General features: G+C 71.3%; 13 protein-coding genes. 8 read left to right on the forward strand and 5 right to left on the reverse strand.

Features of this window, described 5'->3' with window-relative positions; all coding sequences use genetic code 11:
- Positions 1-622 precede the first annotated feature (622 nt).
- The 5 genes from H7H31_RS16255 to dnaA form a co-directional block, all read right to left on the reverse strand.
- Positions 623-1,234, reverse strand: a complete 612-nt coding sequence (locus tag H7H31_RS16255) for a DUF721 domain-containing protein (RefSeq protein ID WP_232109896.1) — start codon at positions 1,232-1,234, stop codon at positions 623-625.
- Positions 1,231-2,376 (reverse strand): DNA replication/repair protein RecF, encoded by a 1,146-nt coding sequence (gene recF / locus H7H31_RS16260; protein ID WP_187061975.1) that lies wholly within the window; start codon positions 2,374-2,376, stop codon positions 1,231-1,233. Before recF ends, H7H31_RS16255 begins: the two co-directional genes overlap by 4 nt.
- Positions 2,377-2,446: 70 nt before the next feature.
- The gene (gene gnd / locus H7H31_RS16265; protein WP_187061976.1) at positions 2,447-3,382 is read right to left on the reverse strand and encodes a phosphogluconate dehydrogenase (NAD(+)-dependent, decarboxylating); all 936 of its coding nucleotides are present in this window, start codon (positions 3,380-3,382) and stop codon (positions 2,447-2,449) included.
- Positions 3,383-3,610: 228 nt separating this feature from the next.
- Positions 3,611-4,741 carry a DNA polymerase III subunit beta gene (gene dnaN / locus H7H31_RS16270; RefSeq protein WP_176162921.1) on the reverse strand — a complete coding sequence of 377 codons (1,131 nt, stop codon included), beginning with the start codon at positions 4,739-4,741 and terminating at the stop codon, positions 3,611-3,613.
- Between the two features lie 1,291 nt (positions 4,742-6,032).
- A complete protein-coding gene (gene dnaA, locus H7H31_RS16275) occupies positions 6,033-8,135 on the reverse strand; it encodes a chromosomal replication initiator protein DnaA (RefSeq protein WP_187117945.1) in 2,103 nt (700 codons plus the stop codon).
- A 420-nt stretch (positions 8,136-8,555) separates the two neighbouring features.
- On the opposite strand from dnaA, the gene rpmH reads away from it, so the two are divergent.
- From rpmH to H7H31_RS16315, 8 genes are all read left to right on the forward strand, one after another.
- On the forward strand, positions 8,556-8,693 hold the full coding sequence (gene rpmH / locus H7H31_RS16280) for a 50S ribosomal protein L34 (RefSeq protein WP_003949374.1): 138 nt from the start codon (positions 8,556-8,558) through the stop codon (positions 8,691-8,693).
- A 17-nt stretch (positions 8,694-8,710) separates the two neighbouring features.
- Positions 8,711-9,133, forward strand: coding sequence for a ribonuclease P protein component (gene rnpA / locus H7H31_RS16285; protein ID WP_176162919.1), 423 nt, complete (start codon positions 8,711-8,713; stop codon positions 9,131-9,133).
- A complete protein-coding gene (gene yidD / locus H7H31_RS16290) occupies positions 9,130-9,447 on the forward strand; it encodes a membrane protein insertion efficiency factor YidD (protein WP_176162918.1) in 318 nt (105 codons plus the stop codon). The genes rnpA and yidD overlap by 4 nt, the downstream gene beginning before the upstream one ends.
- A gap of 3 nt (positions 9,448-9,450) precedes the next feature.
- Positions 9,451-10,683, forward strand: a complete 1,233-nt coding sequence (gene yidC, locus H7H31_RS16295) for a membrane protein insertase YidC (protein WP_187061842.1) — start codon at positions 9,451-9,453, stop codon at positions 10,681-10,683.
- A 14-nt stretch (positions 10,684-10,697) separates the two neighbouring features.
- Positions 10,698-11,204, forward strand: a complete 507-nt coding sequence (locus H7H31_RS16300) for a Jag family protein (RefSeq protein ID WP_176162916.1) — start codon at positions 10,698-10,700, stop codon at positions 11,202-11,204.
- A 103-nt stretch (positions 11,205-11,307) separates the two neighbouring features.
- Positions 11,308-12,048, forward strand: a complete 741-nt coding sequence (gene rsmG / locus H7H31_RS16305) for a 16S rRNA (guanine(527)-N(7))-methyltransferase RsmG (RefSeq protein ID WP_176162915.1) — start codon at positions 11,308-11,310, stop codon at positions 12,046-12,048.
- A 296-nt stretch (positions 12,049-12,344) separates the two neighbouring features.
- Positions 12,345-13,493: a ParA family protein gene (locus H7H31_RS16310; RefSeq protein ID WP_187061843.1), complete on the forward strand. Its 1,149-nt coding sequence runs from the start codon at positions 12,345-12,347 to the stop codon at positions 13,491-13,493.
- The gene (locus H7H31_RS16315; protein WP_187061844.1) at positions 13,490-14,656 is read left to right on the forward strand and encodes a ParB/RepB/Spo0J family partition protein; all 1,167 of its coding nucleotides are present in this window, start codon (positions 13,490-13,492) and stop codon (positions 14,654-14,656) included. Before H7H31_RS16310 ends, H7H31_RS16315 begins: the two co-directional genes overlap by 4 nt.
- Positions 14,657-14,689 lie beyond the last annotated feature (33 nt).

The following is a 14,689-nucleotide window of genomic DNA, read 5'->3' on the forward strand; positions in this document are numbered from 1 at the left end:
AAGCGGCGACGGTGTACTCCAGTCTACCGGTAACCACCGACAGAATTGGGGCTTGCGGGTGCCTGAGTCGGCGACTGCCGCCCTGAACCGGCGCCTTCCTACTCCCCATATCTGGCCTGGGCTTCCAGGAGGCTCACACAGGCACTCAGCGCTTCGACCCATCAACGACCGGCGATGTGACCGGCGTCTCAATGTTCCCGCCCGTCCCACGCCCCGTCACCCGCCACGGGCACGGGGCCGGTGGCATCGCCGCCCGCGCCCGCGTCGGCGGCGCGCGCCACGGCGCCACCGCCCCCGCACGCTGCGCGTCCCCCGCCGCGCGCGCCCGGGGACGCGCCGGCCGCGCCCGCCGGCGCATCGCCGCAGGTCGCGGGAAATATGCCACCAACACATCACGCGGGCGCGGACCACAGCGGCCCCGCCGCCTCGCGCCGCCACGCCCGTCTCCGACACCGACGCACGCCCCCGCACGGCCCACGGCTGATTTCTGCCGCCGTTGTGCCCGTGGGGCACGAGACGCGCGGCGCACAAGCCCTACGACAGCGGCACGAGCCCCCCGCGACAGCGGAGCGAGGAGACCCGCGCCTCGCTTCCGGCCGCCGGGGCGGGCCCGCGCGTCAGGTCACCCGTAGGTGTCGCCCGGGCCACGGCTGCCGGGCGCGCGCAGCGGGCCGTACCGCCGCGGGGGGCCGCCGGGGCCGAGCACCTTGAGCGTGCGCACCGTGCCGTGGCCCAGGTCCGCGTTGAGCCGCGCCACGAGCTGCGGCGCCAGCAACCGGAGCTGGGTGGCCCAGGCCGTGGAGTCGCAGCACACCGTCAGCACCCGCGCGTCCTCGTCGTACCGCTGCGGCTCGCAGTGCTGCGCGACCTCGGGCCCGACGAGCTGGGGCCAGCGGCCCATCACGCCCCCGACCGCCGCGGGCGCCTCCCAACCGCGTTCGGTGATCAGCCGGTTGATGGCCGCGCCCAACGGCAGCGGATCGCGCCCGTCCGCCCGCGCGCCCGAGCGCAACCCGCCGCGCCTGGCCTGCTTCTTCTGCTGTGCCGCCGCGCCGTGCGCGCGGGCGCGCTCCTTCGCCGCCCGCAACGCCACCCGCGCCAGGTCCACGCCCGTGGGCTCGGCCGCCGCACCGGCCGGGCCCGCGCCCGGGCCGCCGTCGCGGTCCGCGCCGGCCCGCGCCCCCCGGGCCCCGTCGCGCTCCCCGCCCGGACCGCCCGCCACAGGCCACGTCATATGCGCTCCACCACGCCTTCGGAGACCGCGTACCGCACGCCCGCCAGCACCCCCGGCACGTCGTCGTCCACCGCGGCCGTCACCAACACCTGCTCGCCCGGGGCCACCAGCTCCGCGAGCCGCTCCCGGCGGCGCACGTCCAGCTCGGCGAAGACGTCGTCCAGCACCAACACCGGCTCGTTGCCCTCGGACCGCAGCAGGTCGTACGAGGCGAGCCGCAGCGCCAGCGCGTACGACCAGGACTCGCCGTGGCTCGCGTACCCCTTCGCGGGCAGCTCGCCCAGTTTCAGCAGCAGATCGTCCCGGTGCGGGCCGACCAGCGTCACGCCCCGCTCGATCTCCCGCTTGCGCGCCTCGCCCAGCGCCGAGCGCAGCAACTCGTACAGCTCCGGCCGGCCCGTCTCCGCGCCGAGCGCGGCGCCGCCCGCCGTCTCGCTGACGGAACTCCGGTACTCCAGGACCACCGGCCCACCGCCGGGGGCGAGTTGCTCGTACGCCTTGTCGGCCAGCGGGCGCAGCGTGGCCACCAGGTCGAGCCGCTGGGCCAGCAACTCCGCGCCCACCTGGGCCAGATGCTGGTCCCAGACGTCCAGCGTGGACAGGTCGAGCTGCCGACCGCCGTGCCGGCGCGCCATGGCCGCCGTCTTGAGCAGCGTGTTGCGCTGCTTGAGCACCCGGTCGTAGTCGGAGCGCACCCCGGCCATCCGCGGCGACCTGGCCGTGATCAGCTCGTCGAGGAACCGCCGCCGCTCGCCGGGGTCGCCCTTGACCAGTGCCAGGTCCTCCGGCGCGAACAGCACCGTCCGCACGATGCCGAGCACGTCACGCGGCCTGACCTGCGAAGACCGGTTGATCCTGGCGCGGTTGGCCCGGCCCGGGTTGAGTTCGAGCTCGATGAGCTGCTGCCGGTCGCCCTGCACGACCGCAGCCCGCACGATCGCCCGCTCGGCGCCCATGCGCACCAGCGGCGCGTCGGAGGAGACCCGGTGGCTGGCCAGGGTCGCCAGGTAGCCGACGGCCTCGACCAGGTTGGTCTTGCCCTGCCCGTTGGGGCCGACGAACGCGGAGACGCCCGGGTCAAGGGGAACCTCGACCCGGGCGTACGAGCGGAAGTCGGCGAGTGACAAATGCGAGACGTGCATGGTTTCCGTACCGACCTCCCCCGTCGACCAACGTCCGAGCGCGCCTCCTACGACACGCGCTGACCTGCTGTTACTTGTCCGTGCTGCTCGTGACCGCGTGGCCGCCGAACTGGTTGCGCAGCGCGGCGATCATCTTCATCGACGGCGAGTCGTCCTGCCGCGACCCGAAGCGGGCGAACAGCGACGCGGTGATCGCCGGCAGCGGCACCGCGTGGTCGATGGCCGCCTCCACGGTCCACCGGCCCTCGCCGGAGTCCTGCGCGTACCCCCGCAGCTTCGCCAGGTGCTCGTCGTCGTCCAGCGCGCGCACGGCCAGGTCGAGCAGCCAGGACCGGATGACCGTGCCCTCCTGCCAGCTACGGAAGACCTCGCGGACGTCGGTGACCGAGTCCACCGCCTCCAGCAGCTCCCAGCCCTCGGCGAAGGCCTGCATCATGGCGTACTCGATGCCGTTGTGCACCATCTTGGCGAAGTGGCCGGCGCCGACCTTGCCCGCGTGCACCGAGCCGAACTCGCCCTCCTGTCGCCCACCGCCACCCTGGCCGGACGAGCTTCGCTCGGCTGTTCCACCGGGCTTCAACGCATCGAAGACCGGCTGCACCTTGGCGACGTGCTCCTCGTCGCCGCCGTACATCAGCGCGTAGCCGTTCTCCAGGCCCCAGACGCCGCCCGAGACGCCGCAGTCCACGAAGCCGATGCCCTTCTCGGCCAGCTCCGCGGCGTGCTTCTCGTCGTCCGTCCACCGCGAGTTGCCGCCGTCCACGACGACGTCGCCGGGGGACAGCAGCGCCCCGAGTTCGTCGATCGTGGACTGGGTGGCCGCCCCGGCGGGGACCATCACCCACACCACGCGCGGCCCCTGGAGCTGGCCGACCAGCTCCTCCAGGCTCGCCACGTCGGCGAGGTCCGGGTTGCGGTCGTATCCGATGACGGTGTGGCCTGCGCGGCGGATGCGCTCGCGCATGTTGCCGCCCATCTTGCCGAGACCGACGAGACCGAGCTCCATCACTAATCCTTCTTGCCGGAGTGAGTGCGTTGGGTAACGCAACCGAGCCTACGCCCGGCCCCGCCCGCACGACTGTGGGCTCCGCCGCTCATACGGGACGTCGCCGTACGCCGTGCGCGGGCCGCCTGAGGCTGACGGGGGACCCGCCCTCGTGCTCACTCTGAGCCACCGCGGCGCGATCCGCTCGCTGGGCCGCGGGGAGCGCCCGCGGCCCGAGGGCCACGTGCCTCAGCCGGACAGGCGCACCGGCATGATCAGGTACTTGTACGCCTCGTCGGCCTCCGCGTCGACGGCCGGCCGGCCGCTCAGCAGGGCGGGCTTGGTCGAGGTGGTGAACGAGAGCTGGGCCACCGGCGAGTCGATCGCGCTGAGCCCGTCCAGCAGGAAGGTCGGGTTGAAGGCGATCGAGATGTCGTCGCCCTCAAGCTGCGCGTCCACGCGCTCCACAGCCTGTGCGTCGTCGCTGGAGCCGGCCTCCAGGATCAGCACGCCCTGCTCGAAGCTGAGCCGCACCGGGGTGTTGCGCTCGGCCACCAGCGCCACGCGCTTGACCGCCTCGACGAACGGCGCGGTCTCGATCACCGCGACCGAGTTGAACTCGGTCGGGAACAGCGTGCGGTACTTCGGCAGGTCGCCTTCGAGCAGGCGGGTCGTCGTCCGCCGGCCGGCGCCCTCGAAGCCGATCAGGCCCTCGCCGGCGCCGGAGCCCGCGAGCGCGATGCTCACGGTGTCGCCGCTGGTCAGCGACTTGGCCGTGTCGAGGAGCGTCTTGGCGGGCACCAGCGCGACGGCGGACAGGTCGGCCGCCTCCGGCTTCCACAGGAACTCGCGGACCGCGAAGCGGTAGCGGTCGGTGGAGGCCAGGGTGACGTGGTCGCCCTCGATCTCGATGCGCACGCCGGTGAGGACCGGGAGCGTGTCGTCGCGGCCGGCGGCGATGGCCACCTGCGCGGCTGCGGCGGCGAAGACCTCGCCGGGCACGGTGCCGGTGACGCTGGGCATCTGCGGCAGCGCCGGGTACTCCTCCACAGGCAGGGTGTGGAGGGTGAACCGCGAGGAGCCGCAGACGACGGTCACGCGTACACCGTCTGTGGAGATCTCCACCGGGCGGTTCGGCAGCGCGCGGCAGATGTCGGCCAGCAGTCGACCGGAGACCAGGACCGTGCCGTCCTCCTCGACGTCGGCCTCGACGGAGACACGGGCGGAGACCTCGTAGTCGAAGCCGGAGAGGCTCAGCGAGCCCTCCTCCGCCTTCAGCAGCAGGCCCGCGAGGACGGGGACGGGCGGACGGGCCGGGAGGCTGCGGGCTGCCCAGGCCACTGCCTCCGCGAGTACATCGCGCTCCACCCGGATCTTCACCGGAACCGCCTCCTGCTGTTTCTGACTCGCCCTGCTGGCCTTCGTCGTCGGCTGATTGCCGGAGACCAGTCTGACGCACGCCACCGACAGCGGGTGCGCCTCGGGGTCAAGTCGGTGCGAGGGCGTGGGAGCGACCCGGACCCGAGTTGTGCACAGGCCCCACTTCGAAACGAACTTCTCGCTCTCAATGTGTGGTCGTAGTAGTAGGGGCTGTGGAAACCGTGGATAACTGCCTTTGCGCAGGTCACGGTGCGTTTTTTGTCCACTGGCCCTGTGGGCGACGGTGGTGGATAACCCGGGGTCTCTGTGGACCACCGAAAGTTCTGCACACCCGGTACACAGGGAGGCCCTACTTCTCCCCAGCCGCGTCCCCAGTTTTACCCACGTTCCCCACAGCCCAACCCGGCACCTTGGTGTGACGCCTTTCACTCGGTCCGGTGAGAGAGGGTGTCGCGTTGCCGAACAGTGGACAACGGTGTGGAGAAGGCGGCCAAAGCTGTGCACAAGGCCGGCTGAGCTGTGGGTAGGCAGTGGACAACCGATCGGGGCGCCCTGTGGACGAAATGTTGTCCACAGCCTGTGGATGACGGTTTGCCACAAATCCACACGCGGCTGACCTCGGAAGATCCTCTCTCACCGGGGTGGCCTGTGGACACGCTTGGGACAGTCCAGCAGTCCCCAGCCTGTGGACGCGAAATAGTGCCCACATCTGTGGAGAAGACCCGTGTCCACCTCCGTAATCGAACACCTTCCCCGGCGGGTGTCCCCGCCGTGACCGTCCCGTATCCGCTCCACGACGGCTTCCGGACCGGTCGATGAACGCGAAATGGCGCTCCCGGAGCGATACCGGGGGCGCCGGAGGAAGCGTTCTGACGAAGCGGTGCCGCCGCACGGCAGGTGTGTTCGGCGTCCGCCGGGACGGAGGGCGCCGCGCCTCCGCCAGGACGCGCCAGGGAACGGTCGGGACGCCCCGAGCGGCGGGGTACGGCTACGAGGCCGCGCGGCTGCGGGCACGCGGCGGAGCCGCGCGGGGATCGGCAGGACCGGCGGGATCGGCGGAACCATCCACAGCATGGGGATCGTCCGTGGCGCGGAGGTGGACGCGGCGCGGTACGCGACGGGCGCGGGGCAGCCTGGGGACGCGGGGACGCCCCGGGCGGACGGGGCCGGCCGGGCACGGACGCGGTGCGGGGGCGGGCCAGGAGTGGGCCGAGGCGGGCCAGGCACGGGAACGAGAGGTGGGGCCCGGAGGCGGGCCCCACGGAACGGAGGTCGCGGCGGGGTGTGGGCGTCAGCCGTTCTTGATGCGGTTGGTCAGCTCGGTCACCTGGTTGTAGATGGACCGCCGCTCGGCCATCAGGGCCCGGATCTTGCGGTCGGCGTGCATCACCGTCGTGTGGTCACGGCCGCCGAACTGCGCGCCGATCTTGGGCAGCGACAGGTCCGTCAGCTCGCGGCACAGGTACATCGCGATCTGCCGGGCGGTCACCAGGACCCGGCTGCGGGAGGCGCCGCACAGGTCGTCGACGGTGTGCCCGAAGTAGTCCGCGGTCGCGGCCATGATCGCGGTGGCCGTGATCTCCGGGGCCGCGTCCTCACCGCCCGGGATCAGGTCCTTGAGCACGATCTCGGTCAGCCCCAGGTCCACCGGCTGCCGGTTGAGGCTGGCGAACGCCGTCACCCGGATCAGCGCGCCCTCAAGCTCCCGGATGTTGCGCGAGATGCGGGAGGCGATGAACTCCAGCACCTCCGGGGGCGCGTTGAGCTGTTCCTGCACCGCCTTCTTCCGGAGGATCGCGATGCGCGTCTCCAGCTCGGGCGGCTGCACATCGGTGATCAGGCCCCACTCGAAGCGGTTGCGCAGCCGGTCCTCCAGCGTCACCAACTGCTTCGGCGGCCGGTCCGAGGACAGCACGATCTGCTTGTTGGCGTTGTGCAGCGTGTTGAAGGTGTGGAAGAACTCCTCCTGCGTCGACTCCTTGCTCGCGAGGAACTGGATGTCGTCCACGAGCAGGATGTCCATGTCGCGGTACCGCTTGCGGAACGCGTCCGCCTTGCCGTCGCGGATGGAGTTGATGAACTCGTTCGTGAACTCCTCCGAGCTCACGTACCGCACCCGCGTCCCCGGGTAGAGGCTGCGCGCGTAGTGCCCGATCGCGTGCAACAGGTGCGTCTTGCCGAGCCCCGACTCCCCGTAGATGAACAGCGGGTTGTACGCCTTGGCCGGCGCCTCCGCTACGGCCACCGCGGCGGCGTGCGCGAAGCGGTTGGAGGCGCCGATGACGAAGGTGTCGAAGAGGTACTTCGGGTTCAGCCGCGCGGTGGGCTCCCCGGGGCCCGGGGCCGGCGCGGGCTGCGCGGCGAGCGGCCCGGGCGCGCCCGTCGGCGCGGGCGGACCACCGCGCCCGGGGCCCTGACCGCCGGGCCCGGGCCTGGGGGGCACGGAGGAGGGGTCGGCGGGGTCGCGGCGCTGCGACTCGTAGGGCGAGCCCCCGTGCGCGGGCGGCCCGTGCTGCGGGTGCTGGCCGCGCTGGGCGTACGGGTCCGCGTCCGGGAAGCCGCCGAGCCGGGGCTGCTGCCAGGTGTTGTAGTCGCCGCGCGATTCGGGCGGCGGGGCGCCGCCGGAGCGCGGCCAGGCGCCGGGGTCGGGGCGCTGTTGCGGGTAGTCGGGGTAGGCGGGGCGGGCGCTGGGCAGCTCGTCGCCGGGGCGGCCGTAGCTCTCGCGCCCGTCGTAGCCGTCCCGCGTCTCGCGCCCGTCGCGCGTGTCGTACGCGTCCCGCGCCTCGCGCCCGTCGTAGCCCTCGCGACCCTCGTACGCCTCGCGGGCGACGGGCGCGTCGTAGGGGTCCCGCTTGTCGTAGGCGTCCCGGCCGTCGTAGGGCTCGTAGGCGTCGCGGGACTCGTAGCCCTCGCGGCCACCGTCGTATCCGTCGCGCCCGGTACGGGTGTCCCTGGCGTCCCTGGCGTCCCTGCCGTCACGCGCCTCATAGCCGTCACGGCTGTCGAAGGTGTCCCGCGGGGTGTCGCCGTAGCGGGACTGCTGGCCGTCGTGGCCCTGGTGCGGGGCGGACGGGTGGTGCGGGGCGGGGCCCTGGGGCTGCGGTGCGGCGGGCTCGTTCTTGGAGTCGTCCACCGTGATCGCGATACGGATCGGACGGCCGCACTCGCGGCTGAGCGCGTCGCTGATCAGGGGCGCGAGCCGACCCTCGAGCACGCCCTTGGCGAACTCGTTGGGCACCGCGAGCAGGGCGGTGTCGGCGACCAGCGCCAGCGGCTGGCAGCGGTTGATCCAGTGCTCGTCCTTGGCCTCGACGCCCTGCCCTCTGCCCTCGCCGCGGAGCTGCTCCAATACGCGTGGCCACACTGCGGCAAGATCGGCAGGTACGTCAGCCACAGGGCACGCTCACTCACTCACTCGGAGGGGGACGCCGACAGGTCCCACGAATGCGTGGTTCTTGGGACGGGCGGGAAGGATTCGGAGTTCCGCCACGGTAGTCAGGCCGACGCGCGTGGTTCAAGTCGTTGTCCACAGGGTGTGTACAAATGTGCCATGCGGCGTCGCCTCGTGCTCTGGCGCCCCGGTATACGGTGGTGGTGGAGCGATGCGCCCAGGTTGGTTTGACCGAATGGCGTAGCCGCGCGTACCGTAACCAGGTCGAGTTGTCGATGGCTGCTGCCGCCTGCCTCCGATGGGCATACATCCACGATCCGTGGTGAGAAAGCGGTGCAATCGGGCGTATACGAGCTTCTCGTGGGCGCACGGTGACAGCCAGGCGATGTCCCGCCACTACACATTCATTTCTGGAGCCCCCGAGTGAGCAAGCGCACCTTCCAGCCGAACAACCGCCGCCGCGCGAAGACCCACGGCTTCCGGCTGCGTATGCGCACCCGTGCCGGCCGCGCGATCCTCGCGTCCCGCCGTGGCAAGGGTCGCGCCCGTCTGTCCGCCTGACCAGCACAGGTCATGACGTGCTGCCTACCGAGCATCGGCTGAGGCGGCGCGAGGACTTTGCGACCGCGGTACGCCGAGGACGCAGGGCCGGGCGCCCGCTCCTTGTCGTGCATCTGCGAAGCGGTACATCGGACCCGCACCCACCTGGGGAGACAGCTCCTCAGGTGCGTGCGGGTTTCGTCGTCAGCAAAGCGGTCGGCAACGCCGTCACCCGAAACCTGGTGAAGCGGCGGTTGCGCCACCTGGTGCGCGACCGACTCGACCGCTTCCCCCCCGGTAGCCTGGTAGTCGTACGGGCGCTGCCCGGCGCGGGCGAGGCAGGCCACGAGCAACTGGCCCGCGATCTCGACACCGCGCTACGGCGGCTGCTGGGTGGGGCCTCCCCGGAGACTCCCTCGGTGAACCTCGGGGGGCAGACCAAGGGGAGGGTGCCGCGATGAAGTACCCGCTGCTGTGGTTGATCAAGCTCTACCAGTGGACCATCAGCCCCATGCTGGGGCCGGTCTGCAAGTACTACCCGTCGTGCTCGCACTATGGCTACACGGCCATCAACGTGCACGGTGCGGTGAAGGGCACGGCGCTGACGGCCTGGCGCATTCTGCGCTGCAACCCGTGGTCGCACGGAGGTGTCGATCACGTACCCGCCCGGAAGCGCCCGGTGTGGCACCAGTGGCTGCGGAGTCGTCTGCGTGGGCACTCCACCGCCGAGCCCGCCGCGCAGCCTGAGTCTCAGCCCAACGCCCAAGGAGCCTGATTCGTGGACACGATCCTCGGTCCTCTCTATGACGTAGTTTCCTGGATCATCGTCCAGTTCCACTCGCTGTACAGCCTCGTCTTCGACAAGAACAGCGGCTGGGCTTGGGGCCTGTCGATCGTCTCGCTGGTGGTGCTCATCCGCATCTGCCTGATCCCGCTCTTCGTGAAGCAGATCAAGGCCACGCGGAACATGCAGGCGCTCCAGCCCCGGATGAAGGCGATCCAGGAGCGCTACAAGAGCGACAAGCAGCGCCAGTCCGAAGAGATGATGAAGCTCTACAAGGAGACGGGCACCAACCCGCTCTCGAGCTGCCTGCCGATCCTCGCGCAGTCGCCGTTCTTCATCGCGCTCTACCAGGTGCTCAACAAGATCGCGAACAACCACCCGGTCGGCTTCATCAACCAGGACCTCGTGGACAGCGCCCGTGAGGCGCACATCTTCGGCGCCCCGCTGTCCGTGAAGTTCATGAGCAGCGCGTCCAAGGTCGAGGGGCTCGGTGCCACGCTCACCGACGTCCGCGTCGTCACGATCACGATGATCATCCTGATGTCGGCGTCGCAGTTCTTCACCCAGCGTCAGCTGATGACGAAGAACGTCGACCTGACGGTCAAGACGCCGTTCATGCAGCAGCAGAAGATGTTGATGTACATCTTCCCGATCATGTTCGCCGTCTTCGGCATCAACTTCCCGGTCGGTGTGCTCGTCTACTGGCTGACCACCAACGTGTGGACCATGGGGCAGCAGATGTTCATCATCCGCCGCAACCCCACCCCCGGCAGCGTCGCCTACGCCCACCGCCAGGAGCGGCTGCGCGCCAAGGGCAAGCTCAAGGAGGACCCGGAGGTCGTCGAGGCGCGGCAGGCCGTCGAGGTCGCCCGGGCCAACCGGCAGCAGCCCAGGAAGCAGACCAAGGCCCAGCGCCAGGCAGCGGCGGCGCAGGCCGGTGGTGCGGTGAAGGCGCCGGGCGCCAAGCCCAAGCCGGGCGGCGCCGCGACGCCTCCGGCGGGCGGGGCGAAGAGCGGGCGGGGACAGGGCCGGGCCAAGGCCACGGCGCAGACCGCGAAGGGCGCGGGGACGTCCGGAGCGGGCGCCGAGAAGACCTCGCTGGAGAAGGGGAAGAAGGGGGCGCAGCCCGGCAAGTCGACCGGCAGCTCCGCCTCTGGTTCCTCGCGTAACGCCAAGTCCGGGCAGCGCAAGGGCCAGCGCGGCCCGAAGCACCCATCCAAGAAGTAAGAAGGAGTCCATCCGTGACGGAAGGCACCACCCCGGCCGAGGGTGTCGACACTCTGACTCGCCTGGAGCAGGAAGGCGAGATCGCGGCTGACTACCTTGAGGGTCTGCTGGACATCGCGGACCTCGACGGCGACATCGACATGGACGTCGAGGCGGACCGCGCCGCGGTGTCGATCATCAGCGAATCGACCAGCCGGGACCTGCAGAAGCTGGTCGGCCGCGACGGCGAGGTGCTGGAGGCCCTGCAGGAGCTGACCCGGCTCGCGGTGCACCGGGAGACCGGCGACCGCAGCAGGCTGATGCTGGACATCGCGGGGTTCCGTGCGCGCAAGCGCACCGAGCTGTCGGAGCTGGGCGCCAAGGCCGCGGAAGAGGCCAAGGGCAGCGGGCAGCCCGTGAAGCTGGACCCGATGACGCCTTTCGAGCGCAAGGTGGTGCACGACGCGGTGGCGGCGGCGGGCCTGCGGAGCGAGTCTGAGGGTGAGGAGCCCGAGCGCCGGGTGGTCGTGCTTCCCGCGTGATCCGGTGACTCCCTTCCGGGCCGAGGGCCCGGGAGGAACAACCCGTACGTCCGGCCCCGTCTGTGCGCAGACGGGGCCGGTGTCTGTCAGCTAGGGCAACGGCATGTCGAGAGGAAGGACGGTCCTCGTGGCGGAGGCAGCGGAGGAACTTCCCCCAGCGCCGGAGGCGGCGCGGGAGGTGTTCGGCGACCGCTTTCCGGAGGTCGTGCGGTACGCCGAGCTGTTGGCCGATGTGGGCGTGACGCGCGGCCTGATCGGGCCCCGCGAGGTGCCGCGGCTGTGGGAGCGGCACCTGCTGAACTGCGCGGTGCTCTCGGAGGCGGTGGCCGAGGGTGTCACGGTGTGCGACGTGGGCTCGGGGGCCGGGCTGCCGGGCATCCCCCTGGCGCTCACCCGGCCGGACCTGCAGATCACTCTGCTGGAGCCGCTGCTGCGACGGACCAACTTCCTGCAGGAGGTCGTGGAGCTGCTCGGCCTCGACCACGTCACGGTGGTCCGCGGGCGGGCCGAGGAGGTTCTCGGCAAGCTCCAGCCGGTGCACGTGGTGACCGCTCGCGCCGTGGCCCCGCTGGACCGGCTGGCCGGCTGGGGCGTGCCGCTGCTGCGGCCGTACGGCGAGATGCTGGCGCTGAAGGGCGACACCGCGGAGGAGGAGCTCAAGAGCGCCCGGGCCGCGCTGAGCAAGCTCGGCGTGGTGGAGACCTCCGTGTTGCAGGTGGGGGAGGGCATCGTCGATCCGCCGTCCACCGTGGTGCGGGTCGAGGTGGGCGAGAGCCCGGGCGGGGTGCGGTTCGCCGCGAAGCGGGCCAAGGCGGCTCGCAAGGGGCCGCGTCGCCGCCGGTGAGCGCGTGCTGAGGAGGCCGGCTCGCCGGGACGCGCTCGTGACGGAGAGGCGCCGAGGGAGCGGGGTGCGCACGTCGGGCAATGCTCCATACAAGCTGCCAAACGTACGCGGACCGGAGTGTCGGGGCCTGGCGATCGGCATGCCCATGCATCGTGTTTCACGTGAAACGTCGTTCCCTGCTGCATGGAATCATCAGTCGCGGTCGTGCGGCTGCCGCGCCGCGCGACCCTCAACCCCGCACCAGAGCCGATTCATCCACAGGAGAACGGGCCTCGCTGGTTCCCAACCCCGAAAGCATGGCAGGCTCTGTTCATTGCGAGCCTGATGTCGAGGAGGGTGAATCCTTGCGGTCCGACGCCAACATCGCGGGACCGATGACCGAACCGGTCCCCGGTCCCCGTACCGCTGAGCCCTCCCCGGGCGCGCCCGGGGGGCCCTCAGCTCCCGGGGAGGATGTTTCACGTGAAACGCCGCCCCCGATGGATGCCTCGTCCGGATACGAAGGAGAAGCCTCCGCCCCCATCGGCCGTGCGGCGCAGCTCGCCGTAGCGGCGCTGGGGCGCGCGGGCGAGGGGCTCCCCCGCCCGGAGCAGACCAGAGTGATGGTGGTCGCCAACCAGAAGGGCGGCGTCGGCAAGACCACGACGACCGTGAACCTGGCGGCCTCCCTCGCGCTGCACGGTGCCCGCGTGCTCGTCGTGGACCTGGACCCGCAGGGCAACGCCTCCACGGCCCTCGGTATCGACCACCACGCCGAGGTCCCCTCCATCTACGACGTGCTGGTCGACAGCAAGCCGCTGTCCGACGTCGTGCAGCCCGTCCCCGATGTGGAGGGGCTGTTCTGCGCCCCGGCGACCATCGACCTGGCCGGCGCGGAGATCGAACTCGTCTCGCTGGTGGCCCGGGAGAGCCGGCTGGAGCGTGCCATCCAGGCGTACGACCAGCCGCTGGACTACATTCTCATCGACTGCCCACCCTCGCTCGGCCTGCTGACGGTCAATGCCCTGGTGGCGGGCGCGGAGGTGCTGATCCCGATCCAGTGCGAGTACTACGCGCTGGAGGGCCTGGGCCAGCTCCTGCGCAACGTCGAGCTGGTGCGTGGACACCTGAACCGCAAGCTCCACGTCTCGACGATCCTGCTGACCATGTACGACGGGCGGACGCGGCTGGCCTCCCAGGTGGCCGACGAGGTCCGCAGCCACTTCGGCAACGAGGTGCTGCGCACGAGCATCCCGCGCTCCGTGCGGATCTCCGAGGCCCCGAGCTACGGGCAGACGGTCCTCACCTACGATCCCGGTTCGAGCGGTGCGCTCTCCTACCTGGAGGCGGCCCGGGAGATCGCGCTGCGCGGGGCTGGTGTCTACTACGAGGGGCAGCATGCGCACGCGACGCCGCGTGCGAACCCACAGCTTGACCAGCACACCATGTCGGAGGGGATGCAGTGACTGAGCGACGGAGAGGGCTGGGCCGCGGACTCGGTGCGCTGATTCCCGCCGCACCCAAGGGAGCGGACGGCCCGTCGGTGCCCGCGATCGGCGCCGGCGCGGCCTCGCCGACGGCGGTTCCGGTGCTGTCGCCGGAGCGGGGCGTGGCAGCGGCCAAGGTGACGACGTTGCCGCCGGGTGGCCAGTCCGAGGACGAGGCCGCCCCCGCGCAGCGCGTTTCACGTGAAACCGAGGACGCGCCCGTCGAGGAGCCCGCGCCCCTGAAGGCCATGGATGACGGCCTGGGCGCGCACTTCGCGGAGTTGCCGCTGGACTCCATCACCACCAACCCTCGGCAGCCGCGCACCGAGTTCGACGAGGACGCCCTCGCCGAGCTGGTGACCTCGATCCAGGAGGTCGGCCTCCTCCAGCCGATCGTGGTCCGCCAGGTGGGCCCGGAGCGCTACGAGCTCATCATGGGCGAGCGGCGCTGGCGCGCCTGCCGTGAGGCGGGCCTGACGAAGATCCCAGCGATCGTCCGGGCGACCGACGACGAGAAGATGCTGCTGGACGCGCTGCTGGAGAACCTGCACCGCGCTCAGCTCAATCCGCTGGAAGAGGCCGCGGCCTACGACCAGTTGCTCCAGGACTTCAACTGCACGCACGACGAGTTGGCCGAGCGCATCGGACGCTCCCGCCCGCAGGTCACCAACACCCTGCGGCTGCTGCGTCTGTCGCCGTCGGTGCAGCGGCGCGTGGCGGCCGGCGTGCTCTCGGCGGGGCACGCTCGGGCGCTGCTCTCGGTCGAGGACTCCGAGGAGCAGGACCGGCTGGCGCACCGCATCGTGGCGGAGGGTCTGTCCGTCCGCGCGGTCGAAGAGATCGTCACCCTGATGGGCACGCAGCCGAACAGCACGCAGAAGGCCAAGCGGCCCCGGGCCGGGGCCAGGGTGTCCCCGGCGCTGTCGGACCTGGCCTCGCGGCTGTCCGACCGCTTCGAGACCCGGGTGAAGGTCGACCTCGGCCAGAAGAAGGGGAAGATCGTGGTCGAGTTCGCCTCGATGGACGATCTGGAGCGCATCCTCGGCACCCTGGCGCCGGGCGAGGGACGAGTGCTGGAGCAGCGCTCCGGCCCGGGGCAGACCGCGGAACAGCCGGCGGAGGACGATTCCTCCGCTGAGTAGCACCCCGCCGGAGCGGGCCGTGCCCCGCCCGGG

This window comes from Streptomyces buecherae, assembly GCF_014295035.1.
Lineage (GTDB): Bacteria > Actinomycetota > Actinomycetes > Streptomycetales > Streptomycetaceae > Streptomyces > Streptomyces youssoufiensis.